Consider the following 26,328-nt stretch of genomic DNA (forward strand, 5'->3'; position numbering starts at 1 on the left):
CGGATGAGCGCCGACGCCGAAGCCCCCACGACGGGGGCGACACCCGCCTCCCGTCTGTCCGTCGGCGTGATCGCCCGCTACGCGACCGGCTCGCTCGGCACCGGAGGGTTCGCGACGCTCCCGGGTCTCGTGCTGGCCTACTACCTGACCGACTCGCTCGGCGTCGCCGCGCTCGCCGCCGGCGTCGTCATCGCGGCAGCGAAGATCTGGGACGTCGTCATCGATCCGGTCATCGGCGCGCTCACCGACCGCGACCTCGCCCGCCACGGCTCGCGCAGGCGCCTCATGCTCGTCGGCGCGCTCACCCTTCCCGTCTTCTTCGCCCTCACGTTCGCGGTGCCGCCCGCGCTCGGCCCCGCCGTGGGTGCGATCTGGGTGCTGATCGCGTTCACGATCACCGCCATGGCCTTCTCGCTGTTCCAGGTGCCGTACATCGCGTTGCCCGCCGAGCTCACCCCGAGCTACGACGAGCGCACGCGCCTGCTGGCGTGGCGGGTCGTCGTGCTCACCGGCGCGATCCTGCTGTTCGGCGCGGGGGGTCCGGCGTTGCGCCGCATCACCGGCGACCCCGTGACCGGCTACCTGGTGATGGGCATCGTCGCAGGTGTCGTCATCGCACTGGGGATGCTGGTGGCCGTCACCGTCGCGCGCCGATCCGCGAAGCCGAGGCCGACGGCACCGGCGACCTCGACGCGGGTGGGCATCCGCGAGCACTACGCCGCCGGCATCCGCGCTCTGCGCCGCAGCGCACCGTTCCGCGCGCTGCTGACGACGTTCGTGCTGCAAGCCCTCGCGACAGGCCTCATGCTCGCGGGCGCGCAGTACGTGGCGACGTGGGTGCTGCACTCCGAGGCCGCGATCGAGCTGCTGTTCGTCGCCCTGATCGCGCCGGCGCTGTTCGCCGCGCCGCTGTGGGGCCTGTTCGCGCGGCGCGCGGGCAAGGAACGCACTTTCGCGATCGCGAGCATCGTCTTCGCCGGCGCGGCGCTGTCGATCGTGGTCGTGCTCTGGGTGCCCGGAGCCTGGATCTACGGCCCCGTCGCGATCGCCGGAGTCGCGTACGCGGGCATGCAATCGCTGCCGATGGCGATGCTGCCCGATGTCATCACCCACGACGAACGGGTCAGCGGGCCCGGCCAGGCCGGCGCCTTCAGCGGCGTGTGGACGGCGGGCGAGACCGTGGGCTTCGCGCTCGGGGCGACCGTGCTGTCGATCATCCTGACCGTCACCGGCTACGTGTCGTCGACGGCCGGAGAGCTGGTGAGTCAGCCGGATGCCGCGATCGCCGGCATCGTGGTGAGCTTCAGCGTCGCCCCGGCGGCCCTCATCGCCACGAGTCTCATCTCGCTCGCGCGCTACCGCCTGCGCCGCGCCGACATCGAGGACGCCGTGGGCTCACGAGCCGACTGACGTCGACGCCTGACGCAGTCGCAGCCTCGGTGACACGCCGTCCCACCGCGGCGACGTAGGCTGGTGAAGCCCGAAGGAGTGCCGTGTCCCCCACCACACCAGCGAAGAAGCCGCACCCTGCGGCATCCCGTGAACGCGCCGCGAACGCGCCCGACATCGCCGACGACGAACGCGAGCGCCTCGACGACGCGCTGCACGCGCTCGGCGAGGGCCGACACCTCTGGCCGCACCTCACTTTGACCCAGCGGATGCGGCTGCTCGAGCGCCTGCACGAGACTCTGGCCGCGCACGCCGAAGAGTGGGCCGAAACCGCCGCGGCGATCGCGGGCCTCGCGCCCGACAGCCCGCTGCGCGGCGAGGTCTGGCTGGAAGGTCCGCACAACGCCGTCACCACGGTGGATGCGCTGCGCGCGACCCTCGCGAAGCTGGCCGCGGGCCGCAGCCCGCTCGACGGCGTCGACCTGGAACCAGCCCCGGGCGACCGCCTGCGCGCGCACGCCTTCCCGCTGAGCGCCGCCGACAGTCTGCTGCTGTCGGGCTTCACCGGCGAAGTCTGGTTCGAACCCGGGGCGACCGCCGACGAGCTGCGCGCCGCGGCGGGTCTCGGACAGCTGACGCCGACCGAGCCCGCCGAGCTCGGTCTGGTGCTGGGGGCGGGGAACGTGGCATCCATTCCCTTCGCCGACGTGCTGTCGGAGCTGTTCGCCCACAACCGCGTCATCCTGCTCAAGGTCAACCCCACCCATGACCGCCTGCTGCCCGTCTTCGAGCGCGTGCTGGCGCCACTGATCGAGCCTGGCCTGGTGCGTGTCGTCCGCGGCGGCGCGGAGGCGGGCGCCTATCTGACCCGGCATCCGGCCGTCGAACACGTGCACATCACGGGTGCCGCTGCGACGCTGGAGCGAATCGTGTGGGGCACCGGCCCGCAGGCGAAGCGGCGACGGCGCGAGAACCGCCCCCTCGTGCGCACGCCGATCTCGGCCGAGCTCGGCGGTGTCTCGCCGATCATCGTCGTGCCGGGCCGGTGGACCGACGCCGACCTTGCGTATCAAGCCGAGAACATCGCGACCATGCGGCTCGAGAACAGCGGGCACAACTGCATCGCCGGGCAGGTCGTGATGATCAGCGCGGACTGGGATCAGCGTGACGCCTTCCTCGCCGCCCTCCGCCATGCGTACGGATCCGCACCGCACCGCACACCCTGGTACCCCGGCGCGCAGTCGCGACTGGACGCGGCGGCGTCAGACTATCCGGATGCCGCGTGGTTCGCCGACCGCACGCGCGCCCTCGTCGAGATCGACGACGCCGACCCTCGGGCGCTCGAGCAGACCGAGTACTTCGCTCCCGTGCTGGGCGTGGTGAGCATCCCCGGCAACGGTCAGGAGTTCCTCGACGCCGCGGTCGCCCGGGCGAACTCCGCTCTCGCCGGCACCCTCGGGGCGAACGTGCTCATCGACCCCGACACCGAGGCCGCGCTCGGCGAGGGGTTCGAGCGGGCGATCGCCGAGCTGCGCTACGGCGCGATCGCGATCAACACGTGGACGGCGTTCGTCTTCATGATGCCGACGCTCACGTGGGGTGCCTACCCGGGCAACACGCTGCAGGATCCGGGCAGCGGGATCGGCATCGTGCACAACGCGCTGCTGCTCGACCGCGTCGAGCGGTCGATCGGGCGCGGACCGTTCCGGCCGTTCCCGCGCTCGGCGGGCGCGATCGCCGGACCGGGCCGGTTCTCGGTGCTGCCCAAGCCGCCCTGGTTCGTGACATCGCGCACCGGAGCCTCCGTCTGCGAGGACTTCACCCGCTACCGACTGGCCCCGAACGCTCGCACCCTGTCGCGCATCGTCACCGGGGCGCTGCGGTCATGAGCCGCCGCCCCGCCTCGGTCGACCTCGGCGCCGACATCATCGTCGTGGGCGCGGGCTCGGCGGGCGCCGCTCTCGCGGCACGCCTGAGTGAGGACCCGCGCCGCAGCGTCCTGCTGCTCGAAGCCGGCGGACCCGACCGCGCGCTCGAGCTGCACGTGCCCGCCGCCTTCTCGAAGCTGTTCCGCGGCGAGTACGACTGGGGGTACGACACGGTGCCGCAGCCCGAGCTCGAGGGCCGAAGCGTCTTCTGGCCGCGGGGCAAGACCCTCGGCGGCTCATCTTCGCTGAACGCCATGATGTGGGTGCGCGGGTTCGCCGCCGACTACGACGAATGGGCGGACGCCGCGGGACCCGACTGGTCGTGGGATGCGCTGGTGCCGGTGTTCCGGCGGGTGGAGCGCACCGCCGCGCCGGCCGATCCGACTCAGGGCACCGACGGTGCCCAGCCGGTCGAGCAGCAGCGCGACCCGCGCCCGCACACCGCCGCGTTCCTGGCCGCGGCACGCGAACGCGGGCACGAGGTCACCCCGCCCAACCGGCCCGACGTGCAGGGCTTCTCGCAGACCGCCGTGACCCAGCTCCGCGGCGCACGGTCGTCGACCGCCGACGCGTACCTGCGGCCGGCCCGCCACCGCGCGAACCTGAAGGTCGTGACATCGGCCCTCGTGCGACGCGTGACGTTCGACACGTCCGGCCCCGTGCCCCGCGCGACCGGGGTGTACGTCGAGATCGACGGCGTGACCCGGCTCGCCCTCGCACGCACCGAGGTCGTGCTCGCGGGCGGATCGGTGAACACGCCGCACCTGCTGATGCTCAGCGGTGTCGGTCCGGCCGACCACCTCGCCGAGCACGGCGTCCGGGTGCTCGTCGACTCCCCCGGCGTCGGGGCGAACCTGCAGGACCACCTCGTGGCCGGGCTCGCACCGGCGGCACGCCACGGCACGCTGTTCACCGCCGAGCATCCGTCACAGCTCGCCCGCTACCTCGCCGCGCGTCGCGGCATGCTCACCAGCAACGTCGCCGAGGCCTACGGCTTCGTGCGCACGTCGGTCGCCGATCGCACCGGAGCGCCCGCGGGACTGCCCGACATCGAGATCATCTTCGCGCCCGCACCGTACGTCGGCGAGGGGCTCGTGCCGCTGCCCGCCGAGGGCATCACGGTGGGCGCCATTCTGCTGCGTCCCCGCAGTCGCGGCACGGTGCGCCTCGCATCGGCCGATCCGAGCGACAAGCCCCTCATCGACCCGGCCTACCTGTCCGACGACGCCGGAATCGACGCCGAGACGCTGCGCGCGGGCCTCGCCGAATGCGAGCGACTCGTCGACACCGATGCGCTGCGCACCGTGACGACCGGCGGCTGGGTGCAGCCCGACGGCGGCGAGCGCATGACCGCCGCCGAGCGGATCGAACTGGCGCTGCGGCGCTACTCGCACACGCTGTACCACCCGGTCGGCACGGCGCGCATGGGCACCGACGAGGCATCCGTGGTCGATCCCGACCTGCGCGTGCGCGGAGTGACCGGTCTGCGGGTCGCCGACGCATCCGTCATGCCCACGATCATCCGAGGGCACACCAACGCACCCGCCATCGTCATCGGCGAGGTTGCCGCGGATCGGATCAATGCGAGCGGAGCACGCGTTGATGCGATCCGGGGCAAGGTCGAGTAGCCGCCGCGGCGAGTCAGCCCGCGAAACGGTCGGTCGCGGCGCGCAGTGCGGCGGCGATGCCCGGCTCGGACGCCGAATGCGAGGCATCCGGCACCACCACCAGTTCGGCCTCGGGCCACGCCCTGTGCAGGTCCCACGCGGTCATGATCGGCGTGCACACGTCGTAGCGGCCCTGCACGATCACGGCGGGGATGTGCCGGATCGCGTCGACGCCGCCGATGAGCTGTCCTTCGCGGAACCAGCCCCCGTGCAGGAAGTAGTGGTTCTCGATGCGCGCGAAAGCGGTCGCGGCCTTCGGCTCGCTCATGGACGCCACCAGCTCGTCGTCGCGCTCGAGGGTGAGGGTCGCGGCCTCCCAGCGCGACCACGCGATCGCGGCGGGCACGTGCACCGCGGGGTCGGGATCGGTGAGCCGCCGGTGGTACGCCTCGATGAGATGGGCGCGCTCGAGCACCGGGATGGGTGCGATGAAGTCCTCCCACAGGTCGGGGAAGATCGCCGAGGCCCCTCCCTCGTAGAACCACTCCAGTTCGTGCCGGCGCAGGGTGAAGATGCCGCGCAGCACGATCTCGGAGACAACCTCGGGGTGCGTCTGCGCGTACGCGAGGGCGAGAGCGCTGCCCCACGACCCGCCGAACACCATCCAGGTCTCGATGCCGAGGTTGCGTCGCAGCAGTTCGAGGTCGGCCACGAGGTGCCAGGTCGTGTTGTGGCGCAGGTCGGCGTCAGGGTCCGAGGCGTGCGGGATGCTGCGTCCGCAGCCGCGCTGATCGAGCAGCACGATGCGGTACCGCTCGGGGTCGAAGAAGCGGCGGTGCCACTTCGAGACGCCGGCGCCGGGTCCGCCGTGGAGGAAGACCACGGGCTTGCCCTCGGGGTTGCCGCACTGCTCGTAGTAGACCCGATTGCCCTCTCCGACCAGAAGCTCGCCCCTGTCGTACGGCTTGATCCTCGGGTAGAGGATCTCGTCGAGATGTTCCGGTTGCGTCATTGATTCCCCCCGGACACCGCAAAGGTGTCGCACGCGGCCACACCGCCGCGGTATCCCTCGTCGAACCAGCGTTGCCGCTGCTCACTCGACCCGTGCGTCCAGCTCTCGGGGTTCACCAGTGCCCCGGACTCGCGCTGGATGTGATCGTCGCCGACGGTCGCGGCGGCATCCAGCGCATCGGCGATCTGCTGCGCGGTCGGCTCCTGCATGAACGGCACACCGTTCTCATCGACCTGCTCGGTGATGTCGGCCACCCACGCGCCCGCGAAGCAGTCCGCCTGCAGTTCGGTGCGCACCCCGTTGCTGTCCGGCCCCGAGCCGTTGTTCGGATACCGGTCCATCACGCCCACGATGTATTGCACGTGATGGCCGTACTCGTGTGCCAGCACGTACAGCTGCGCGAGCGGACCGGCGGTCGCGTCGAAGCGCTCGCGCAGCAGCGCGAAGAAGGTCGGATCGACGTAGACGGTCTCTTCGGGCGGGCAGTAGAACGGGCCGGTCGCGTTCGACGCCGTGCCGCAGCGGGTCGGAGTCGATCCGTCGACGATGATCAACTGCGGCGCCCGATAGCCGTCGACGTGGCCCTGCCAGAACTGGTCGAGGTTCAGCGACGCCGCCGCGAGCCGGCAGTCGTCGCGGGCGTTGGCATCGGCACCGGTCTCGCACTGCGCGATCTCGGTCTCTCCGCCGCCGGTGCCACCGCTGACGGGGGCGCCCCCGAGCAGGCTGGTGAGATCCTGCCCGGTGAACAGGCTGAACAGGAGCACGGCGAGCGCGCCGACACCGGCGATCCCGCCGCCGGCGATCGCCGCGCCGGCACCCCTGCGGCGCGCGGTGTTGCCCCCCACCCGCGCGCCATCGTTGAACGTCATGCGCACACGCTACCCCGCGGTCTCGGTGCGGCCCGGGAGGCACAGCGCCGCTTGCGCGGGGCCGAGCGGACAGGTATGCGCGCGACACGCCGGTCAGGGGCGGGCATTCCTGTCCGCTCGACCGGTGGGGGCGGTGCGGCGAGGGGAATAGGCTCGGGGCATGGCGACCACCGTGACCGTCACGGGAGCCGGCGGCCAGATCGGCTACGCGCTCCTGTTCCGCATCGCGTCGGGGGCGATGCTCGGCCCCGACGAGCCGCTGCGACTGCGGCTGCTCGAGATCCCGCAGGGCATGCGGGCCGCCGAGGGCGCCGCACTCGAACTGCAGGACTGCGCCTTCCCGCTGCTGGCCGACATCGAGGTGACCGACGATCCCCGCGTCGGCTTCGACGGCTGTCAGGTCGGGATGCTGGTCGGAGCCCGCCCCCGCGGCCCGGGCATGGAGCGCGCCGATCTGCTCGCGGCCAACGCGGGGATCTTCGGTCCGCAGGGCGCGGCGATCGCCGCGAGCGCGGCATCCGATGTCCGCGTCGTCGTCGTGGGAAACCCCGCGAACACCAACGCACTGATCGCCGCGGCGTCGGCGGCTCCCGACGTACCCGCCGATCGCTTCACCGCCCTCACGCGGCTCGACCACGACCGCGCGATCGGCCAGCTCGCCGCCACGCTCGAAGTCGGCGCCGGCGAGATCGACGGCGTGGCGATCTGGGGCAACCACTCGGCCACGCAGTTCCCCGACGTCAGCCACGCGACCGCGGCCGGTCGTCCCGTGCTCGCCCTTCTCGCCGAGCGCCACAGCGGTGCCGAGGCTGCGGAGCGCTGGCTCGACGACGAGTTCGTGCCGCGGGTGGCGCGGCGGGGTGCCGAGATCATCGAGGTGCGCGGCTCGTCGTCGGTCGCGTCGGCGGCCAACGCCGCGATCGCCCACGTGCGCGATGAGCGCGCAGGCACGACCGGACGCTGGGTGTCGGCCGCGGTGGTCTCGCACGGAGAATACGGCGTGCCCGACGGCATCGTCTGCTCCTACCCGGTGACCTCCGACGGCTCGGGGTACCGCGTCGTGGAGGGACTGGACCTCGACGCCCGCGCGCGTGCGCGCTTCGATGCGTCGGTCGCCGAGCTGGTCGCGGAGCGCGAGGCGGTGCAGCGACTGGGCGTGGTCTGATGGATCCGATCATCGCGATCCTGCTCGGGGTCATCGCGATCGTCGCAGCATCGGTGCTCGCCCCGAAGGTGCGCGTCGCCGGACCGCTCATCCTGGTCGTGCTGGGCATCGGCGTGAGCCTGCTGCCCTTCGTGCCCGAGATCGAGGTCGATCCCGAATTCATCCTCGTCGGCGTGCTTCCGCCGCTGCTGTACGCCGCCGCGGTGCGACTGCCCGCGATCGAGTTCCGCCGCGACTTCCGCCCGATCGCAGGCCTGTCGGTCGTGCTCGTGCTCCTTAGCTCGGTCGTGCTGGGCCTCTTCTTCTACGCCCTCATACCCGGCATCGACTTCCTGCTCGCGATCGCCCTGGGCGCGATCCTGAGCCCCACCGACGCGGTCGCGACATCGATCGTCAAGCGGCTCGGCATCTCGCGGCGCATCGTCACGATCCTCGAAGGCGAGAGCCTGCTCAACGATGCGACCTCACTCGTGGTGCTGCGGGTCATGATCGCGTCGTCCGCCGTCGTCGCGGCCGACTCCGACGGGCGTCAGCCCAACCTGTTCGTCGCGTTCGCGTGGGGCGTGCTGGTCGCCGTCGTGCTCGGCTGGCTCGTCGGCTACCTCAACCTGCGGCTGCGCGCGCACGTGCACCAGCCCGCCGCGAACTCGGCGTTGGGATTCATCGTGCCGTTCGTCGCCTACCTGCCCACCGAGCAGCTGGGCGGATCGGGCCTGGTCGCCGCGGTCGTCGCGGGCATCGTCACGGGCCAGGGCGCCGCCCGCCGTTTCACGCCCGAGCAGCGTCTGTCGGACGAAGCCAACTGGCGCACGATCGAGCTGCTGCTCGAGGGCGGCGTGTTCCTGGTCATGGGACTCGAACTCAAGGAGATCGTCGACGAGAACTACGCCGCCCACGGAGGGTTGGGCCGCGCCGCCGTGCTGGCCGCGACCGCCCTCGGAATCATCCTGGTCGTGCGGATCGGCTGGGTGAGCTTCCTCGTGTGGCTGCAGAGCAGACGCGCCCGGGAGCAGCGCCGACGACGCCTCGACGAGATCGGTGCGCGGCTCGATGAGATCGAGACCGGTCCGTCGACGCGTCGCCGCACCGGACCCGATGCCGTGGGCCGCGCGGTCGTGGCGCGGGTGGGCCGCATCGCGCGGATGCGCGAGGTCGTCGCCCGACGACTCGCCGACCTCGACTACTACCAGGCCTCACCGCTCGGCTGGCGTCAGGGCGCCGTGCTGGTGTGGGCGGGGTTGCGGGGCGTGGTGACGCTCGCCGCGGCGCAGACGCTGCCCCGCGAGACACCCGAACGCGCGCTGCTCGTGCTCGTGGCCTTCCTCGTCGCCGTCGGCAGTCTGGTCATCCAGGGGCTCACCCTGCCGTGGCTCGTGCGGCGGCTCGGCCTGCGCAGCGCCGGCGGCGACACGATCAGCGCCGACGAGCAGACCCAGATCGACGACGAGCTGCGATCGGCGGCCGTCACCGCGCTCGCCGACCCGGCCCTGCGCCGCCGCGACGGTCGGCCGTTCCCCGACGAGCTCGTGCACGCGACCAGCGGTCGGCTGACCGATCCCCCCGACGACGACACCTCGGTCGCCGCGCGTGATCGGCTCGAGTTGCGGCTGCGCGTCATCGAGGCGATGCGGGACCGCCTGCTCGAACTGTCGTCGGGCGGCTCGTACAGCACACCCGCCCTTCGGCACATGCTGGCCGAACTCGATGCCGATCAGCTGAGCGTCGAGCTGCGGCTCGAGGACGAAGACCGGGACTGAGCCCGCGGCGGTCACCACGGATGCCGCGCGTCGGCGACAATGGACTCCGACGAAGGAGCACGTGATGGTCGACAGCACCGAGACGGATGCGGCGCTCGGGCATGCCCATGACCACGCGGTGGATGACGACACCAGTCCGCTCGCGTTGCCGCATCCGGCCGCCGAGTGCCCGAAGTGCTTCACCGAACTGCAGCGCGACCGCGACTGGTGGCTGGCTCGCCCGACGGGCTCGCGTCTGGTCGGACTGGTGATCAGTCGCGACGACATGCCGTCGGTCGTCCAGCAGCGCGACGACCTCACGCGGTTCGGCGTGCCGATCGAGGGGTTCCGCCATCCGGCGCCCGAGACGCTGGAGACGTGGGAGCAGCGCCTCGTCCGCCTGTTCGGCACCCTCGTGCGCGGCGACGTGCTGGTGGTCGCCAACGTGCACGCACTCGGACGCAGCATCGACGAAGAGACCCGCACCGTCGCCGAGCTGCACCGCCGCGGCATCGTCGTCAAGGTCGTCGGGCACGGCGGTCGGCACCTCTACGAGCCCGGCCGCTGACGCGGATCGCTCCGCCGCCGCGGCTCACACGGAGCCGACGTACTCGCGCAGGTGCTGGGCGGTGAGGGTCTCACCGGTCGCCACGAGAGCGGCGGGCGTCCCCTCGAACACGACCTCGCCGCCGTCACGCCCCGCGCCCGGGCCCAGGTCGATGATCCAGTCCGCGTGGGCCATGACGGCCTGGTGGTGCTCGATCACGATCACGCTGTTGCCCGCGTCGACGAGGCGGTCGAGCATTCCGAGCATGTTGTCGACGTCGGCCAGGTGCAGACCCGTGGTGGGCTCGTCGAGCACGTAGACCGCTCCCTTCTTCGCCATCGAGATGGCGAGCTTGAGTCGTTGTCGCTCGCCGCCCGAGAGGGTGTTGAGGGCCTGACCGAGGGTGATGTAGCCGATGCCGACGTCGACCATGCGCAGGAGCGTCGCGTTGGCCTGCTTGTGCGTGATGAACGCGGATGCCTCTGCGGCCGACATCGCGAGCACCTCGGCGATGTTCCTGCCGTCGAGCCGGTACTCCAGCACCTCGTCGCTGAAGCCCGATCCTTCGCACAGCTCGCAGCGCGTCTCGACCGACTGCGTGAAGCCGAGGTTCGTGATGATGACGCCGAGTCCCTTGCACGCGGGGCAGGCGCCCTCGGAGTTCGCACTGAACAGGCCGGGCTTCACGCCGTTGGCTTTCGCGAAGGCGGCGCGCACGGCGTCGAGCACGCCGGTGTATGTCGCCGGGCTCGACCGTCGCGACCCCTTGATCGGCGACTGGTCGACGACCACGACGTCGTCGAAGGCGGGCACGTTGCCGTGGATGAGCGAGGACTTGCCCGACCCCGCGACCCCGGTGACGACGGTGAGCACGCCGAGCGGGATGTCGACGTCGACGTCTTTGAGATTGTGCTGAGCGGCGCCGCGCACCTCGAGCGCGCCCTTCGGCGTGCGGGTCGCGTCCTTGAGGCGGGCCCGGTGATCGAGGTGCCGGCCCGTGAGGGTGCCGGATGCCCGCAGCCCGGCGACGTCGCCCTCGTACACGACCTCGCCGCCGTCACGTCCGGCTCCGGGTCCGAGGTCGACCACGTGGTCGGCGATCTCGATGACCTCGGGCTTGTGCTCGACCACCAGCACCGTGTTGCCCTTGTCGCGCAGCCGGCACAGCAGGCGGTTCATCCGCTCGATGTCGTGCGGGTGGAGTCCTGCGGTCGGCTCGTCGAAGACATAGGTGACGTCGGTGAGTGCTGATCCCAGATGGCGGATCATCTTGGTGCGCTGCGCCTCGCCGCCCGACAGGGTGCCCGAGGCGCGATCGAGCGACAGGTAGCCGAGCCCGATGTCGATGAACGAATCGACGGCCTGCCGCAGCCCGGCCAGCAGCGGGGCGACGTCGCCGTCGTCGATCGTCGCGAGCCACGTCGCGAGGTCGGTGATCTGCATCGCCGCCGCGTCCGCGATGCTCACGCCGTCGATGGTCGACGATCGAGCGCCTTCGTTGAGGCGCGTGCCGCCGCACTCGGGGCAGGGCAGGAACTTGACGGCGCGGTCGACGAAGGCGCGCACGTGGGGCTGCAGCGCGTCGCGGTCCTTCTGGAGCATCGACTTGGTGATCTTGGGGACCAGGCCCTCGTAGGTCATGTTGATGCCGCCGAGCTTGACCTTCACCGGCTCCTTGTAGAGGAAGTCGGCGAGCTCCTGCTCGGTGTAGTCCTGGATGGGCGTGGCGGGGTCGACGAAGCCGGACTCGGCGAAGATGCGCACCATCCAGCCGTCGGGGTTGTACCCGGGGATCGTGAGGGCCCCGTCGGCGAGCGACTTCGTCTGGTCGTACAGCTCGGCGAGGTCGACGTCGCTCACCTCACCGAGCCCCTCGCAGTGCGGGCACATGCCGCCGGTGATCTCGAAGCTGCGCCGCTCCTTGACCTTCTTGCCGCCCTTCTCGAGGGTGACCGCTCCCGCACCGCTGACCGAGGGGACGTTGAACGAGAACGCCTGCGGCGAGCCGACGTGCGGCTGCCCCTTGCGGCTGAACAGCAGCCGCAGCATCGCGTGCACGTCGGTGGCGGTGCCGACGGTCGACCGCGCGTTCGACCCCATCCGCTCCTGATCGACGATGATCGCCGGGCTCACATTCTCGAGTGCGTCGACCTCGGGGCGGGTCAACTGCCCCATGAACTGCTGCACGAACGTCGGATAGGTCTCGTTGATGAGGCGCTGAGACTCGTTCGCGATGGTCGCGAACACCAGAGACGACTTGCCCGAGCCGCTGACGCCGGTGAAGACGCTGAGGCGGCGCTTGGGGATCTCGACGTCGACGCCCTTGAGGTTGTTCTCGCGCGCGCCCACGACGCGGATCAGCTCGTGCGAGTCGGCGATGTGGGTGTCGGATGCGGCGGCCATGCGTGCTCCTCGGCGTCGTGTCGGCATCCCAGTGTCGCGCACCATGCGGACACCGCGCTTCCTCGATCCTGCTCGGGGATGGGAATCGCGTCGGCCGCTGTGTACGCTGACGCCATGGCCACAGGGTTGGTGCGACCGGCGTCGGAGCGGATGATCGCGGGCGTGTGCGCGGGCATCGCCGAGAGGTTCGGGGTCTCGGTCACCCCCGTGCGGGTGCTGACCGTTCTCTTCACCGTGTTCTTCGGCGTCACCATCCCGATCTACATGGTGCTGTGGATCCTCATTCCGTGCGAGGAATAGACCGTCAGCGTCGCTCGGCGGCGACCCGCTCCCGCGCCAGCGGTGCGACCTCCTCGCCGAAGCGGCGCAGCTCGGTCTCGTCGTCCGACGCGAGGATGAACGACGAGACGCCGTCTTCGCGCGCGAGCGCGACGAGCTGATCGGCGAAAGCGTCGACGCTCCGGTCGAGTGGTGCGATGTTGAGCAGCCGCCTCACGTCTGACGACGGGCGTCCGGCCTTCTCGGCGGCCGCGTCGATGCGGGCGTTGCCCCGAGCGAGGTCGCCCGGTTGCAGGTGCGAGAGGGACGGCAGCCACCCATCGGCGACGCGGCCGGTCAGTGCGAGCATCCGCGGCTTGTATGCCCCGAGGACGATCGGTATCGGATGCGCCGGAGCGGGTCCGCGCTTGGCACCGCGCACGCGGTGGTGCTCGCCATCGGTGAACACGCCGCCGCGAGTGTCGACGTCCCACAGCTCGCGGATGAGGACGATCGCTTCGCCGAGGGCGGTGACCGCCTCGCCGGGTTCGAGGCGAGTGCCGCCCATGGCGGCGATCGCGTCCCAGAAGGCCCCCGCGCCGAGTGCGAGGTCGAACCGCCCCGCCGAGAGCAGGTCGAGGCTCGCTGCGGCGCGGGCGACCACGGCCGGCGGCCGCAGCGGCAGGTTCAGCACGTTGGGCGCGATGCGCACGCGTTCGGTGCGGGCCGCCACGAACGACATCAGCGTCCACGTATCGAGGAACCGCGGCTGGTACGGATGGTCCTGGAAGGTCACGAGGTCGAGCCCCGCCCGCTCGGACGCGACGGCGAGAGCCACCGTTGCCGCGGGGTCGGCCGCGGTCGGCGTGATGAACGATCCGAACTCGATGTCGTGCCCGTAGTCCATATCCGCGATGCTACGTGCCCCGCGCCGGGTGGGGTGGGGCGGGGCCCGGCGCGGTCCTGCATCCCCGAACCCGTGAGACTTCACGGGCGGCGAGACCGCCGGCGTCCGACGCTGTCTCGGCGGGCGGATGCCGTCGCAGCGACCGGGCGGTGGCAGACTGCCGTCGTGACCGACATCGAGCTCGCTTCGATCCCGGCCGGTGCCGTCGAGCTGCACGATGCGCGGCGCAGGCTGCGGCGCACCGTCGACCTCGAGCCATTCGAGATCGGGGTGTTCCCGGTGACGCAGGAGCAGGTGTCGGAGCTGCTGGGCGAGGCGTCGGCCGACACCGTGCATCCGCGCCGGCCGGCCGTCGAGGTGAGCTGGCTGCGTGCTGTGCGGTTCTGCAACGCCGCGTCGGAGTGGGAGGGCCTCGACGCCGCCTACTCCTTCGAAGGCATGGATGTGACGTGGCACACCGACGCCGACGGGTATCGGCTTCCCACCGAGGCCGAATGGGAGTACGCGTGCCGGGCCGGCTCGCTCACCGCCCACTACGGTCCGCTGCCCGACGTCGCGTGGACGAGCGCGGACGGCGTCGACGCGCCGCAGGACGTCGGCGGCAGGCATCCGAACCTCTTCGGCCTCTTCGACACCCTCGGCAACGTGTGGGAGTGGTGCTGGGACCTGCTGGATCCCGCCCGGTACGGCGACTATCGCGTGTTCCGCGGCGGCGGGTTCGCCGACGAGGCGTGGAGCGTCCGCGCCTCCACGCGGCGCGGCGGCGCCCCGGGCATGCACCACGACGACCTCGGCTTCCGCGTCGCGCGCGGCGGATTCGACACGGTCGACGCGGCGCAGGGCTGGTCGGCCGCACTCGACCGCGAGCGCGCCGAGGTCACCGGCCCGACGCCACCGGGGTGGACGCCGCTGCGCTGACGCGCACGCACCGCGACGGGTTCAGCCCACACGCCAGCATCCGTCGACGTGATCGTCGACCATGCCGGCCGACTGCATGAGCGCGTACATGGTGGTCGACCCCACGAACCGGAACCCGCGCTTCTTGAGCGCCTTGCTCATCGCGTCGGACTCGGCGGTCGTCGCGGGCACCTCGGCGAAGGTCGACGGACGCCGATGGGATGCCGGGGCGAACGACCACAGGAACGCGTCGAGCTCGCCGGGTTCCATCTCGAGCACGAGCCGCGCGTTCGAGATCGTCGCGAGGATCTTGGCGCGGTTGCGGATGATGCCGGCGTCGCCCATGAGGCGCTCGACGTCGGCGTCGCCGAACGCCGCGACCGCCTCGGGCTCGAACCCCGCGAACACCTCGCGGAAGCGCGGGCGCTTGCGCAGGATCGTGATCCACGACAGCCCGGCCTGAAAGCCCTCGAGGCTCATCTTCTCGAAGAGGGCGCGGTCGCCGTGCAGCGGCATCCCCCACTCCTCGTCGTGATAGCGGCGGTACTCGGCGTCGTCGCCCACCCACGCGCACCGCGCGACCCCGTCAGGGCCGATGCGCACGTCCGAGATCACCGGGTCAGCCTAGTGGCCGCACCGTGTGCCGCTACTTCTTGTTGTCGCGCAGAGTCTTCTCCGAGACGGGAGCATCGCCGGATGCCGCGAGCGCGGCGTAATGCGCACGAGCCTCGTCCTGGCGCTGCTTCTCGGCACCCGACGCGATGGGCGCGCGCACGTGCTCGGGGGCGAACCCGTAGGCGTCCACGAGGTCCTGTGCGTGGGGGCGCAGCCGCGCGGCGAGGCGATCGATGTAGCGCGAGACCGATGCCGCGCGCTGCGTCGACAGGCGGCCGTTGACCAGGTACCACGCGAGGTGCTTCTCGATGAGATGCATGCCGAACAGGTCGCGCAGCCACGTCAGCACCTGGCGCGTGCCCTCGTCCTCGATCGCGTTGACGCCGTCGGAGAACGCCTCCCACTGCAGCAGCTCGCCGTGGGCCCGGGCGGCCTCGATGAGTTCGTGCTGGTTCTGGTTGAACAGGGCGGCGGCCTCGTCACGCGGCAGCTTCGCGGCGGGGCGCAGTCGGCCGGCGACGTCGGCGACCATCTGCTCGACGCGATTCGACAGCAGCTCGTGCTGCTGTTCGGCGCGCAGGCCGAGCTCGACCGACCGCGCGGTCGAACCGAAGTCGGCCACGGCCTGGCCGAGCTGACGCAGGCCCGCTCCATGGAAGACCTTGCCGGCGGTCTGACCGACGGCGAAACGCGCGAGGGTTGCGGCATCGGCCGCCTTGAACTGCGCCGCGTAGTCGCTGAGCAGGCGCTTGCCGACGAGCTGGAGCAGCACGTTGTTGTCGCCCTCGAAGGTGACGTAGACGTCGAGGTCCTGATGCAGGCCGACCAGCCGGTTCTCGGCGAGGAAGCCCGCGCCGCCGCACGCCTCGCGCGCCTCTTGAATGGTCGACAGCGCGTTCCACGTCGACAGCGGCTTGAGCGCCGCGGCGAGCGTCTCGAGGTCTTCGCGCCCCTCAGGGGTGTCGCCGGCGCCCGAGAAGACGGAGTCGAACTTCCGCAGCAGCTCGTCGTGGGCGAAGAACTGCGCGTAGTTCTCGGCGAGACGCGGCAGGAGTCGACGCTGGTGCTGGCCGTAGTCGAGCAGCATGACCTCGTCGGTGCCGGCGCCCGAGTCGAACTGACGGCGCTGGTTGGCGTACGTGACGGCGATGGTCAGCGCGAGTGCGGTGCCGGTCGTGGCGGCGCCGTCGAGCGAGACGCGACCCTGCACGAGCGCGCCCAGCATCGTGAAGAAGCGGCGGCCCGGCGAGGAGATGTCCGACGTGTAGGTGCCGTCGGCAGCGACCTGGCCGTAGCGGTCGAGCAGGTTGAATCGGGGCACTCGCACGTGGTCGAAGTGCAGTCGGCCGTTGTCGATGCCGTTGAGGCCGCCCTTGACGCCGTCGTCCTCGCCGCCGATGCCGGGCAGGAACTCGCCGTCGTCGTCGCGCAGCGGCACGAAGAAGCAGTGCACGCCGTAGTTCACACCGCCGGTGATGAGCTGTGCGAACACCGTCGCGGCCTTGCCGTGCAGCGCCGCGTTGCCCAGGTAGTCCTTCCAGGCACCGCGGAACGGCGTGTGGATGACGAACTCCTCGGTCTCGGGATCGTACGTCGCCGTGGTGCCGATCGACGCGACGTCCGACCCGTGCCCGGTCTCGGTCATCGCGAAGGCGCCGGGAAGCGAGAGGTCGATGACCGCGGGCAGCCACCGGTCCCAGTGCTTCTGGGTGCCCAGCTGGTGGATCGCCGAGCCGAACAGGCCCCACTGCACGCCCGACTTGATCTGCAGGCTCGGGTCGGCGAGTACGAGCTCCTGGAAGCCGGCGATGTTGGCCCCGTTGTTGTTCAGCCCGCCGTACTCCTCGGGGAAGGCGCGTCGCGAACCGCCGTGCTCGACGAGCAGGTGCAGCTGGCTGAGCACGCGCTCGCGGTGTTCGGGCATCGGCTGGCCGTCGATGCGCCAGAAAGCCGGATCCTTGATCATCTCGCGGGCCTCGCGGCGGGTGTCGGCCCACGTGCCCAGCAGCAGATCGGTCACGCGCTCGATGTCGATGCGGGGCTCGGATGCCTCCTCCGCCGTGTGCGCGGCGGTCGGCGCGCCGCCCGCGGGTGTGCGCGAGTCGGCGGCGGGGTTGTCGATACGGACGGTGGCGTCGGCCATGTCAGCACCTCTTCGTCTGGGGTGGGAGGAAACGTCCCTTTCACGGTAGGACTCCCACAAGGCGATGCCAACCCGGTTGGATGGAATCGACAAGTGAGCGCGACGACGGCCGACAGGCCGGTTGTGCGGATGCGACAGCGCGTGCCGCGCGCCGGCCGGGCGTGGGGCCCCGTGTCGGCGGCCGGGCGCAGAATGTCAGGATGCTCGATCCGCAGCGAGTCACGCTGTCGCCCTGGGCGCCGGAAGACCGCGCCCTGCTCGATCGCGCGAACACGCGGGCGATGACCGCCCAGCTGGGCGGTCCCGAGCCCGCCGACGCGGTCGAGCGGCGCCACGAGGACTACCTGCGCCTGTCGCGCGAGGGCACGGCGCAGATGTTCCGCGTCGACGTCGACGACGCGGCCGCCGGCGGCGTCGGATTCTGGGAGGTCGAGCACGAGGGCGTTCCCGCATACGAGACGGGGTGGTACACCCTTCCCGAGTTCCAGGGCCGCGGCGTCGCGACCGCGGCGCTGCGGCACGTGGTCGCGCTCGTCCGGGAGCGGGGCGACCGCGACCTGCTCGTCGCCTACCCGTGGCGCGAGAACGCGGCATCCACGGCCCTGTGCCGCAGCGCGGGCTTCGAGCACCACGGGTCTTCGCGTGCGCCCTGGCGGGGCCGCGAAGTCACATTCGAGAACTGGGTGCTCGACATGCGACCGCTCGACCTCGCTGGTCGCGAGCCGGATGTCGACGAGCGTTTCGCCGGCGACGACCTGGACGCGTCGCGCTGGTGGCCCTACTACACGCCGCACTGGTCGTCCCGGGCGCAGTCCGCCGCACGGTACGGCCTCACCGACGCCGGGCTCGAGCTACGCATCGATGAGCACACCCCACCGTGGGCGCCGGAGTGGGACGGGCACGTGCGCTGCTCGCACCTGCAGACCGGCCAGCACTCCGGCCCCGTCGGGAGCGGCACCGGTCAGCACCGGTTCCGCGACGGTCTGGTCGTGCGTGAGCAGCAGCCCGAGCACCGCGGCTGGCTGCCCCGGTATGGCGTCATCGAGGTCCGAATGGCCGCCGTGCGGCATCCTGACGCGATGGTCGCGTTCTGGCCGATCGGGTTCGAAGATCGGCCCGACGACTGCGGCGAGATCTGCATCGCCGAGATCTTCGGATCCGAGATCGACGACGCGGGCGGGTGGGTCGGCGTCGGCGTCAAGCCGCAGAACGACCCTCGGCTGCGCGCGGACTTCGAGAAGGTGCGCGTCTCGGGCGACCTCACGTCGATGCACGATTACGCGGTGGAGTGGTCGCCCGACCGTCTGCGGTTCTTCGTCGACGGCCGATGGGTCAAGACCGTCGCGCAGCGCATCGACTACCCGGTCCAGCTCATGCTCGACCTCTACGAGCTGCCCGGCGCGGGGCCGCGCGACGTCGCCGCCCTGCCGCACCGGTTCCGCGCGGAACGCGTGCGCACGTTCCCTCCGCGCTGACCGCGGGCGCCGCCGCTACAGGCTCAGGCCGTGGCCGAAGCGGAAGAGCGGGTCTTCGGTGTCGAAGGGCACGTCGGGGCGGGATGCCTCGACGGCGGCCATCGAGCGCGGGATGTCGAACGGCAGCCGACCGCGCGCGGCGAACTCTCCGGTGAGTACGTCGAGCAGTGCCGCGGCGCTCGCGCCCCAGTTCGCGACCACCGCGTGTGCGGCGTCGACGATCGGCGCGAGGATCGCCGGCCGGTCGAGGAACACGTCGACGACGGTGGGGACGGATGCCGCCACCTCGGCGACGTGCGCGATCACATCGGCCGGGAAGTCGAGCGACCCTGAGTGGAAGAAGTTCTCGAACATCGAGTCGCGCACCTCGAACGGCGCCTGCAGCCGCAGCACCGCGATGTCGGCGTCGGCGGGCGAGTCGACGACCTCGCCGTACCGGGCCGCAACCTCGGCGTCGATCCCCTCGACGTACAGCTTCGCGCCGCGCGCGAAGGGCAGCGCCGGGGCACCGGCATCCGTCGCCCGATTCTGGAGTACCGCGATCGACGCGCGCTGCGCGATCTCGCCGGCCTGCCGGTGGGCGTCGGACCCGACGATCGCGTCGGCGACGGCGACATCGACGTAGGGGTTCTCGAACAAGCCGAGCAGGAACTTCTCGCGCAGCAGACGTCGAGCGGACTCGTCGAGGCGGTCCTCGCCGATCTCGCCCGACTCGACGAGGGCGATGAGCATCGACGGGTCGTCCTCGCCGCCGAACTGGTCGGCGCCGGCCTCGAGCACCTTGATCATGCGCTCGGCAGGAGTCAGGTGCTCGACGCCCCACGCGCGCGCGGCGAACTCGGCGCCCATGATCGCCTGGTCGGTGATGAGGCCCCAGTCGGTGCACACGATGCCGTCGAAGCCGAAGCGCTCGCGCAGCAGGCCGGTGAGCACGCCCTTGTTGAAGCCGAAGCCGACCTCTTCGTACTCGGTGCCGACGGGCATGCCGTAGTAGGGCATGATCTGGCGCCCACCGGCGGCGAAGACCGCTTCGAACGGCTTCAGGTGCAGCTCGAACTGCCCGCCGGGGTAGACCTGCTCACGGCCGTAGTCGAAGTGGGGGTCCTCGCCGTCCTTCTGCGGACCGCCGCCGGGGAAGTGCTTGGTCATCGTCGAGACCGAGCCGGGCCCGAAGGTCGGACCCTGGAACCCGCGCACGTAGGCGGCACCCAGCTCGCCCGCCAGGTCGGCGTCCTCGCCGAACGTCTGCAGCTGGCGCGCCCAGCGCGGCTCGGTGGCGAGGTCGATCTGCGGGTGCAGGGCGACGCGGATGCCGACGGCCGTGTACTCGCGCCGGGCGATGTCGGCGAACTCCTCGACGAGGGCGGGGTCGTGGGTCGCGGCGAGGCCGAGCGGCTCGGGCCACTGCGAGAACGGTCCGGCGAGGATCGCGGCACCCGGGTTCTCGCTGAAGCCGTGGCGGGGATCGGTCGAGATCGTGACGGGGATGCCGAGCCGCGTCGAGGCGGCGAGCTCCTGCAGCTTGTTGTGCCAGCGCGCGATGTGGGCGGCCGACGGCGCGACGCCGAGCAGATTGAAGTGGGTCATACCGCGTTCGACGACGTACTCGCGGTTCGAGGCGACGCCGAACGCCGGATCACCCTCCGAGAGCTCGCCGCCATCGCCCATCGCGATCATCGTCTGGAAGAACAGGCCGGCCTTCTCGGCGAGCGTCATCTGCGACAGGAGGATGTCAACGCGCTGGTCGACGGAAAGCGAGGAGTCGCGGTAACGGGTGTCGACCGTGGTCGTGGTGGCGTCATTGCTCATGCCCACATCGTAAACCGAATGTCATTTGGTTTTCAACTGTGTGCGAGGCGCCGATGTCTACGCGACGGCATCGGTCAGAACAGGCCGACGATGCGCCCGTCATCCTCGACGTCGATGGTCGCCGCCGCCGGTACGGCCGGAAGCCCCGGCATGGTCATGATGTCGCCGCAGATCATGACCACGAAACCGGCGCCGGCGGCCAGGCGCACCTCGCGGATGTCGACGACGTGATCGCTGGGCGCACCGCGCAGCTTCCCGTCGGTCGAGAACGAGTACTGCGTCTTGGCGACGCACACCGGCAGGTGCCCGTAGCCGTCCTCCTGGAGCCGCCGGATCTGAGCGCGCACCGCCGTGCTCGCGGTGATGTCGGATGCCCCGTACACCCGCGTCGCGATCGCCCTCATCTTCTGCCACAGCGGCGCGTCGTCGGGATAGGTGAAGGCGAGTTCCGACGGCTGGTCGCACAGTTCGACGACCGCGCGCGCGAGCTCCTCGGCACCGGCCCCTCCCTCTGCGTAGTGGCGCGCGACGATGGCACGGCCCCCGGCCGCCTGCACTTCTTCGACGAGCGCCTGAACCTCGGCATCCGTGTCTTCGGCACGATGATTGATCGCGACGACCGCCGGGATGCCCCATGTCTCGCGCACCGTCGAGAGGTGCCGCGCGATGTTCGCACACCCCCGTCGCAGGGCGGCCACATCTTCGACCGGCAGGTCGGCGACCTCGACGCCGCCGTGGTACTTCATGGCGCGCACGGTTGCGACGATCACCGCCGCCGAGGGCCTGAGGCCCGTCGACCGGCAGAGGATGTCGACGAACTTCTCGGCGCCCAGATCGGCGCCGAAGCCGGCCTCGGTCACCACGTAGTCGGCGAGCTTGAGCGCCGAGCGCGTCGCGATCGCCGAGTTGCACCCGTGCGCGATGTTGGCGAAGGGCCCGCCGTGCACGAACGCCGGGGTGTGCTCGAGCGTCTGCACGAGGTTGGGTGAGAGCGCGTCGCGCAGGATCGCGGCCATCGCGCCCTGCGCGTCGAGGTCGCGCGCGCGTACCGGGGTGCGCTCGCGCGTCTGGGCGACGACGATGTCGCCGAGACGACGCTTGAGGTCGGCGAGGTCCGACGCAAGACAGAACACCGCCATCACCTCGGACGCGACGACGATGTCGAAGCCCGACTCGCGGGGATAGCCGTTGCCCGGTCCGCCGAGGCCGACGACGACGTCGCGCAGCGCCCGGTCGTTCACGTCGAGCACGCGGCGCCACGTCACGCGGCGCACGTCGATGCCGAGCGCATTGCCGTGGTGCACGTGGTTGTCGATGAGGGCGGCGAGCAGATTGGTGGCGACGCCGATCGCGGCGAAGTCGCCGGTGAAGTGCAGATTGATGTCCTCCATCGGGACGACCTGGGCGTGGCCGCCGCCGGCGGCGCCGCCCTTCATGCCGAACACCGGCCCGAGCGCGGGCTCGCGCAGGCAGATCATGGCGTCTTCGCCGATCCGCGTCAGCGCGTCGCCGAGCCCGACCGTCGTCGTCGTCTTGCCCTCGCCGGCAGGTGTCGGTGACACCGCCGTGACCAGCACGAGCCGGCTTCCCGGTCGTCGGGGCAGACCGTTGAGAAAGGGCAGTGAGACCTTCGCCTTGTGGCGGCCGTATGGCTCCAACGCCTCGTCGGGGATGCCCAGCCCTTCGGCGATCTCGGTGATCGGCCGCATCGTGGCGGCCTGGGCGATCTCGATGTTGCTCGGCATCGTCACCGGCTCCTTCTGCGGCCTCGTCGCCGCCTCGCCAGCCTACGTGGGCGGCGCCGACCGGACGGGCCCCGGGGGTGCGTCCGGTGCGCGGGAGGCGAGGACCCACCGCACAGCCGACTCGGCGAGATCGTCGACCGAAGCCGTGACGTCGAGCACGACCCCGCCCTCGTCCGGAGCGAGCGGTTCGAGCGTCTCGAGCTGCGATACCAGAAGCGCGGGTGGCATGAAGTGCCCGGTTCGGGCACGAGCGCGCGCCGCCAGCAGCGCCGGCGGCCCGGTCAGGTGAACGAACACCGCGTCCGGCGCGACGGCGCGCAGACGGTCGCGATACGACCGGCGCAGCGCAGAGCAGGCCATCACCAGACCCGGCGCCGCGGCGAGCGCCCGGCCGACCCGGTCGAGCCACGGCCCGCGGTCGGCGTCGGTGAGCGGGATCCCCGCGCTCATCTTGTCGCGGTTCGCCGAAGGATGCAGGTCGTCGGCATCCTGGAAGTCCACCTCCAGTCGAGCGGCGATCGCGACGCCGACCGAGGTCTTGCCCGCCGCCGAGACCCCCATCACGACGATGCGGGGCGGCGCGGTGCGTCCGTCAACGGCGGTCATCGACAGGTCGCCGCGATGTCGATGAGCTCCTGTGGCGGGTAGCCGTACGCCTGCGTGCCGTTGCCGGGGGTGTCGAAGCCCATGCTGATCGCCCACGCGGTCGCCCACAGCTCGTTCTGGTCGGGGTCGTCGGAGTCGAACAGGTCGCTGCACTTCGACGTGATCGCATGCCCGACCTCGTGCGTGACGAGCGCCTGCGCGTCGAGCGACGGCCAGTTGGTCGCGACCGAGTCCGAGAGCGTGATGGTGGAGAAGCCGCCGCGTCCGGTGTTCCACGTCGCGGTTCCCGCCATGCCGAGGAATCCGCCGACACCGTTGACCACGGGCGCCCAGTCGAAGTCGAGCGTGACACCGCCCGCGATCGAGCGCGCGTACTCCTCGATGGTCAGCCGGGTCTCCAACAGCGGTCCGGCCTTCTCGGCGAGTTCCGCCGCCGACGAGGTCTGCAGGGCTTCGGCCGCGTTCGCATACGCGGTGAAGGCGAGTTCGGCACCCGAACCCGCCCGCTCCTGACCGGCCGCGCGCTGGGCCGCCTCGACGAAGTCGAGCATGACGGTGGCGCGCGCCGAGATGTGCTCTGCTTCGAGCGCGTCGGCGGCCGCCGGAACACTCGCGTAGAGCTGCACCGCGGCCGCGGTCAGGGCGTCCGACTCGGCGTCGACCGCGCCGGCGACGGCACCGAGTCCGTCGGCCTGGGCGCGCAGCGCCGGAGCCGCCTCGTCGAGATCGGATGCCGCAGCGAACAGCTCCCACGGCCATGCGGGCTTCGCCACGTCGACGGCGGGTGCGGTGACGTCCAGCAGCTGCTCGGCCTCGTCGACGGCGTCATCCAGCTGACCGGCCGCCTCGGCGAGCTCGGCCCGCGCGCTCGCGTCGACGAGGTCGTCGACGGCCGACGCGATGATCGACGACGCCGCCGACACCTCGGTGGCGCCGCCGTCCGCCGCCACGCGGGCCGACTCGGCCGTCCCCTCGTACACCACGGCCGCCTGCGCGGCCGAGGCGTGGGCCTGGTCGAAGGACAGGTTCGCCCAGACGTGGACCGCCGCGGCGCCGACGGCGAGGAGCGCGACGAGGCCGACAACCAGGATCCACGGCCAGGCCCGCCGCCGCGGCGGAGCGGGCGCGAACACCGCCCCGTACGGCACGGTGCGCTGCGGATCCTCGGTCAGCTGGGTCACGACGCCGCCGCCACGACCTCGAGCACGGCTTCGCCGTACGCCTCGCGCTTCTTCGCTCCGATCCCGGTGATGCCGTCGAGATCGCCCAATCCCTCGGGCCGCGTCTCGGCGAGCGCGCGCAGCGTGGCATCACCGAACACGATGTAGGCGGGCACGCCCAGTTCACGCGCCGTCTCGGCACGCCATGCCCGCAACGCCTCGAAGACCGGCTGATCCGCGGCATCCAGTGTCTCGGACGCCGACGGGCGACGCTGTCGCGACGAGGTCGCCCGCGTGAGCACGTCGCGGCGCAGCGGAACCTGGGCCTCGCCCTTGAGAACGGCGCCGGCGGGTTCGGCCAGTGCGAGCGTGCCGTACTCACCGCGTGCGACGAGGATGCCGCGTGCAAGCAGCTGACGCACGACGCTGCGCCACTCCTGGTCGCTGAGATCCGCTCCGATGCCGTAGGTGGTGAGCGTGTCGTGCCCCTGCTGGCGGATGCGCTCGGTGCCGGCGCCGCGCAGGATGTCGATGAGGTGTCCGGCGCCGAACGACTGGCCGCGCTCGCGCTGCAGTCGCACGATCGTCGAGAGCAGCTTCTGGGCGGGCACGAGGCCGTCCCACGTGTCGGGAGGCTCGAGACACGTGTCGCAGTTGCCGCACGCCGCCGATGGCTCGCCGAAATAGCCGAGCAGGTTCTGCCGGCGGCAACCGACCGTCTCGCACAGCGCGAGCATCGCGTCGAGATGCTGACCGAGACGCATCTTGTAGGAGCGATCGCCGGGTGACGCGTCGATGAGCCGCCGCTGCTGCACCACATCGCCGAGCCCGTACGCCATCCACGCCGTGGCCGGCTCGCCGTCGCGGCCGGCGCGGCCGGTCTCCTGGTAGTAGCCCTCGACCGACTTCGGCAGGTCGATGTGGGCGACGAATCGCACGTCGGGCTTGTCGATTCCCATTCCGAAGGCGATCGTCGCGACCATCACCACGCCGTCGTCGCGCAGGAACCGCGACTGATTCGCGGCCCGCGTCTCGGCGGGCAGGCCCGCGTGGTACGGGAGCGCATCGATGCCCTGCCCCTGCAGGAACGCGGCGGTCTGCTCGACGCTCTTGCGGGTGAGGGCGTAGACGATGCCGGCCGCCCCCTCGCCCTGCGCTCGCACGAATGCCAGCAGCTGGCGGCGCGGGTCGACTTTCGGCTCGATGCGGTACTGGATGTTGGGCCGGTCGAAGCTCGCCACGAAGTGCCGGGCATCGGACAGTCGCAGTCGCTCGGTCAGTTCGCGGTGGGTTTCGCGAGTCGCCGTCGCGGTCAGCGCCATGCGGGGGACGCCGGGGAACCGCTCGGCGAGATCGCCCAGCGCGAGGTAGTCGGGGCGGAAGTCGTGGCCCCATTGCGACACGCAGTGCGCCTCGTCGATCGCGATGACGCTCAAGCGGCCCCGTTGCAGCAGCGCCGACGTCGAAGCGACCGACAGCCGCTCGGGTGCGACGTAGAGCAGGTCGAGATCGCCCGACAGATAGGCGCGCTCCACGCCGGCGCGCTCGGCAGGCGTCTGCGTCGAGTTGAGGTAGGCCGCATGCACACCGTTGGCCACGAGCGCGTCGACCTGGTCGTGCATGAGCGCGATGAGCGGGCTGATGACGAGCCCGGTGCCGGGACGCACGAGCGCGGGCACCTGGTACGTCACGCTCTTGCCTGCGCCCGTGGGCATGAGCACGACCGCGTCGCCGCCCCCGACGACGTGCTCGATGATCGCCGCCTGGTCGCCGCGGAACCCGTCGTAGCCGTAGACCTCGCGCAGCACGTCACGGGGATCGCCCCCGGTGTGGTCGTCACGAGCGGATGCCTCGAACGGGGGAGGCTGGTCGAGCGCCGGCGCGTCGAAGGGCGGCGGCGCCTCGGCGTCATCCGGCGGCGGCGCGAAGTCGTCGGGGTCCCACACCAGCCCGGCGTACGGGTCACCCTGCGGATCGGTCATCCCCACCAGGCTAGCCGCGCGCACCGACCCCCGCCCACGCACGTCCACACCTCACCCGCACCCCCGGCCCAG

General features: G+C 71.3%; 20 protein-coding genes. 9 read left to right on the forward strand and 11 right to left on the reverse strand.

Translation table 11 applies throughout. From position 1 onward, the window contains the following. Positions 1–3: 3 nt before the first annotated feature. The 3 genes from ABD663_RS09555 (at position 4) to ABD663_RS09565 (ending at position 4,945) form a co-directional block, all read left to right on the forward strand. Positions 4–1,410: an MFS transporter gene (locus tag ABD663_RS09555; protein ID WP_344737866.1), complete on the forward strand. Its 1,407-nt coding sequence runs from the start codon at positions 4–6 to the stop codon at positions 1,408–1,410. An 83-nt stretch (positions 1,411–1,493) separates the two neighbouring features. Beyond that, positions 1,494–3,278, forward strand: a complete 1,785-nt coding sequence (locus ABD663_RS09560) for an aldehyde dehydrogenase family protein (RefSeq protein ID WP_344737868.1) — start codon at positions 1,494–1,496, stop codon at positions 3,276–3,278. Continuing rightward, positions 3,275–4,945, forward strand: a complete 1,671-nt coding sequence (locus ABD663_RS09565) for a GMC family oxidoreductase (RefSeq protein WP_344737870.1) — start codon at positions 3,275–3,277, stop codon at positions 4,943–4,945. The genes ABD663_RS09560 and ABD663_RS09565 overlap by 4 nt, the downstream gene beginning before the upstream one ends. 13 nt (positions 4,946–4,958) lie before the next feature. Here ABD663_RS09565 and pip read toward each other — a convergent pair whose 3' ends face one another. Together pip and ypfJ are read right to left on the reverse strand one after the other, a co-directional pair. Next, positions 4,959–5,936, reverse strand: a complete 978-nt coding sequence (pip, locus tag ABD663_RS09570) for a prolyl aminopeptidase (protein WP_344737872.1) — start codon at positions 5,934–5,936, stop codon at positions 4,959–4,961. Further along, positions 5,933–6,808 carry a KPN_02809 family neutral zinc metallopeptidase gene (gene ypfJ, locus ABD663_RS09575; protein WP_344737874.1) on the reverse strand — a complete coding sequence of 292 codons (876 nt, stop codon included), beginning with the start codon at positions 6,806–6,808 and terminating at the stop codon, positions 5,933–5,935. The genes pip and ypfJ overlap by 4 nt, the downstream gene beginning before the upstream one ends. Positions 6,809–6,968: 160 nt before the next feature. Between ypfJ and ABD663_RS09580 the strand changes: the two genes are divergently transcribed. From ABD663_RS09580 to ABD663_RS09590, 3 genes are all read left to right on the forward strand, one after another. Next, positions 6,969–7,973 (forward strand): malate dehydrogenase, encoded by a 1,005-nt coding sequence (locus ABD663_RS09580; protein ID WP_344737877.1) that lies wholly within the window; start codon positions 6,969–6,971, stop codon positions 7,971–7,973. Next, positions 7,973–9,730: a cation:proton antiporter gene (locus ABD663_RS09585; RefSeq protein ID WP_344737879.1), complete on the forward strand. Its 1,758-nt coding sequence runs from the start codon at positions 7,973–7,975 to the stop codon at positions 9,728–9,730. Before ABD663_RS09580 ends, ABD663_RS09585 begins: the two co-directional genes overlap by 1 nt. A gap of 64 nt (positions 9,731–9,794) precedes the next feature. Then, the gene (locus ABD663_RS09590; protein ID WP_344737881.1) at positions 9,795–10,277 is read left to right on the forward strand and encodes a recombinase family protein; all 483 of its coding nucleotides are present in this window, start codon (positions 9,795–9,797) and stop codon (positions 10,275–10,277) included. Between the two features lie 24 nt (positions 10,278–10,301). Here the strand turns inward: ABD663_RS09590 and ABD663_RS09595 are convergent, their stop codons facing one another. Beyond that, the gene (locus tag ABD663_RS09595) at positions 10,302–12,659 is read right to left on the reverse strand and encodes an ATP-binding cassette domain-containing protein (protein WP_344737883.1); all 2,358 of its coding nucleotides are present in this window, start codon (positions 12,657–12,659) and stop codon (positions 10,302–10,304) included. 114 nt (positions 12,660–12,773) lie between these two features. Here ABD663_RS09595 and ABD663_RS09600 point away from each other — a divergent pair, with 114 nt between their 5' ends. Continuing rightward, the gene (locus ABD663_RS09600; protein WP_344737885.1) at positions 12,774–12,959 is read left to right on the forward strand and encodes a PspC domain-containing protein; all 186 of its coding nucleotides are present in this window, start codon (positions 12,774–12,776) and stop codon (positions 12,957–12,959) included. Positions 12,960–12,963: 4 nt separating this feature from the next. Here the strand turns inward: ABD663_RS09600 and ABD663_RS09605 are convergent, their stop codons facing one another. Then, positions 12,964–13,824 carry an LLM class flavin-dependent oxidoreductase gene (locus tag ABD663_RS09605; protein WP_344737887.1) on the reverse strand — a complete coding sequence of 287 codons (861 nt, stop codon included), beginning with the start codon at positions 13,822–13,824 and terminating at the stop codon, positions 12,964–12,966. 165 nt (positions 13,825–13,989) lie between these two features. On the opposite strand from ABD663_RS09605, the gene ABD663_RS09610 reads away from it, so the two are divergent. Next, entirely contained in the window at positions 13,990–14,742 is a 753-nt protein-coding gene (locus tag ABD663_RS09610) for a formylglycine-generating enzyme family protein (protein ID WP_344737889.1), read from the forward strand. A gap of 21 nt (positions 14,743–14,763) precedes the next feature. Here ABD663_RS09610 and ABD663_RS09615 read toward each other — a convergent pair whose 3' ends face one another. Together ABD663_RS09615 and ABD663_RS09620 are read right to left on the reverse strand one after the other, a co-directional pair. Then, positions 14,764–15,333, reverse strand: a complete 570-nt coding sequence (locus ABD663_RS09615) for a DNA-3-methyladenine glycosylase I (protein WP_344740201.1) — start codon at positions 15,331–15,333, stop codon at positions 14,764–14,766. A 34-nt stretch (positions 15,334–15,367) separates the two neighbouring features. Further along, positions 15,368–17,479, reverse strand: coding sequence for an acyl-CoA dehydrogenase family protein (locus tag ABD663_RS09620; protein WP_344737891.1), 2,112 nt, complete (start codon positions 17,477–17,479; stop codon positions 15,368–15,370). Positions 17,480–17,679: 200 nt separating this feature from the next. Between ABD663_RS09620 and ABD663_RS09625 the strand changes: the two genes are divergently transcribed. Then, positions 17,680–18,954, forward strand: coding sequence for a GNAT family N-acetyltransferase (locus tag ABD663_RS09625; protein WP_344737893.1), 1,275 nt, complete (start codon positions 17,680–17,682; stop codon positions 18,952–18,954). A gap of 15 nt (positions 18,955–18,969) precedes the next feature. Here the strand turns inward: ABD663_RS09625 and ABD663_RS09630 are convergent, their stop codons facing one another. The 5 genes from ABD663_RS09630 to recQ all read right to left on the reverse strand — a co-directional run bounded on the left by ABD663_RS09630 (position 18,970) and on the right by recQ (position 26,256). Further along, on the reverse strand, positions 18,970–20,763 hold the full coding sequence (locus tag ABD663_RS09630) for a glycoside hydrolase family 3 protein (RefSeq protein ID WP_344737895.1): 1,794 nt from the start codon (positions 20,761–20,763) through the stop codon (positions 18,970–18,972). Positions 20,764–20,837: 74 nt separating this feature from the next. After that, entirely contained in the window at positions 20,838–22,508 is a 1,671-nt protein-coding gene (locus ABD663_RS09635) for a formate--tetrahydrofolate ligase (RefSeq protein WP_344737897.1), read from the reverse strand. Between the two features lie 42 nt (positions 22,509–22,550). Beyond that, on the reverse strand, positions 22,551–23,114 hold the full coding sequence (locus ABD663_RS09640) for a gluconokinase (protein ID WP_344737899.1): 564 nt from the start codon (positions 23,112–23,114) through the stop codon (positions 22,551–22,553). Continuing rightward, positions 23,111–24,295 carry a hypothetical protein gene (locus tag ABD663_RS09645; protein ID WP_344737902.1) on the reverse strand — a complete coding sequence of 395 codons (1,185 nt, stop codon included), beginning with the start codon at positions 24,293–24,295 and terminating at the stop codon, positions 23,111–23,113. The genes ABD663_RS09640 and ABD663_RS09645 overlap by 4 nt, the downstream gene beginning before the upstream one ends. Further along, positions 24,292–26,256: a DNA helicase RecQ gene (gene recQ / locus ABD663_RS09650; RefSeq protein WP_344737904.1), complete on the reverse strand. Its 1,965-nt coding sequence runs from the start codon at positions 26,254–26,256 to the stop codon at positions 24,292–24,294. The genes ABD663_RS09645 and recQ overlap by 4 nt, the downstream gene beginning before the upstream one ends. Between the last annotated feature and the right edge of the window lie 72 nt (positions 26,257–26,328).

It is taken from the genome of Microbacterium awajiense, assembly GCF_039536545.1.
In the GTDB taxonomy this organism is placed as follows: Bacteria; Actinomycetota; Actinomycetes; order Actinomycetales; family Microbacteriaceae; genus Microbacterium; species Microbacterium awajiense.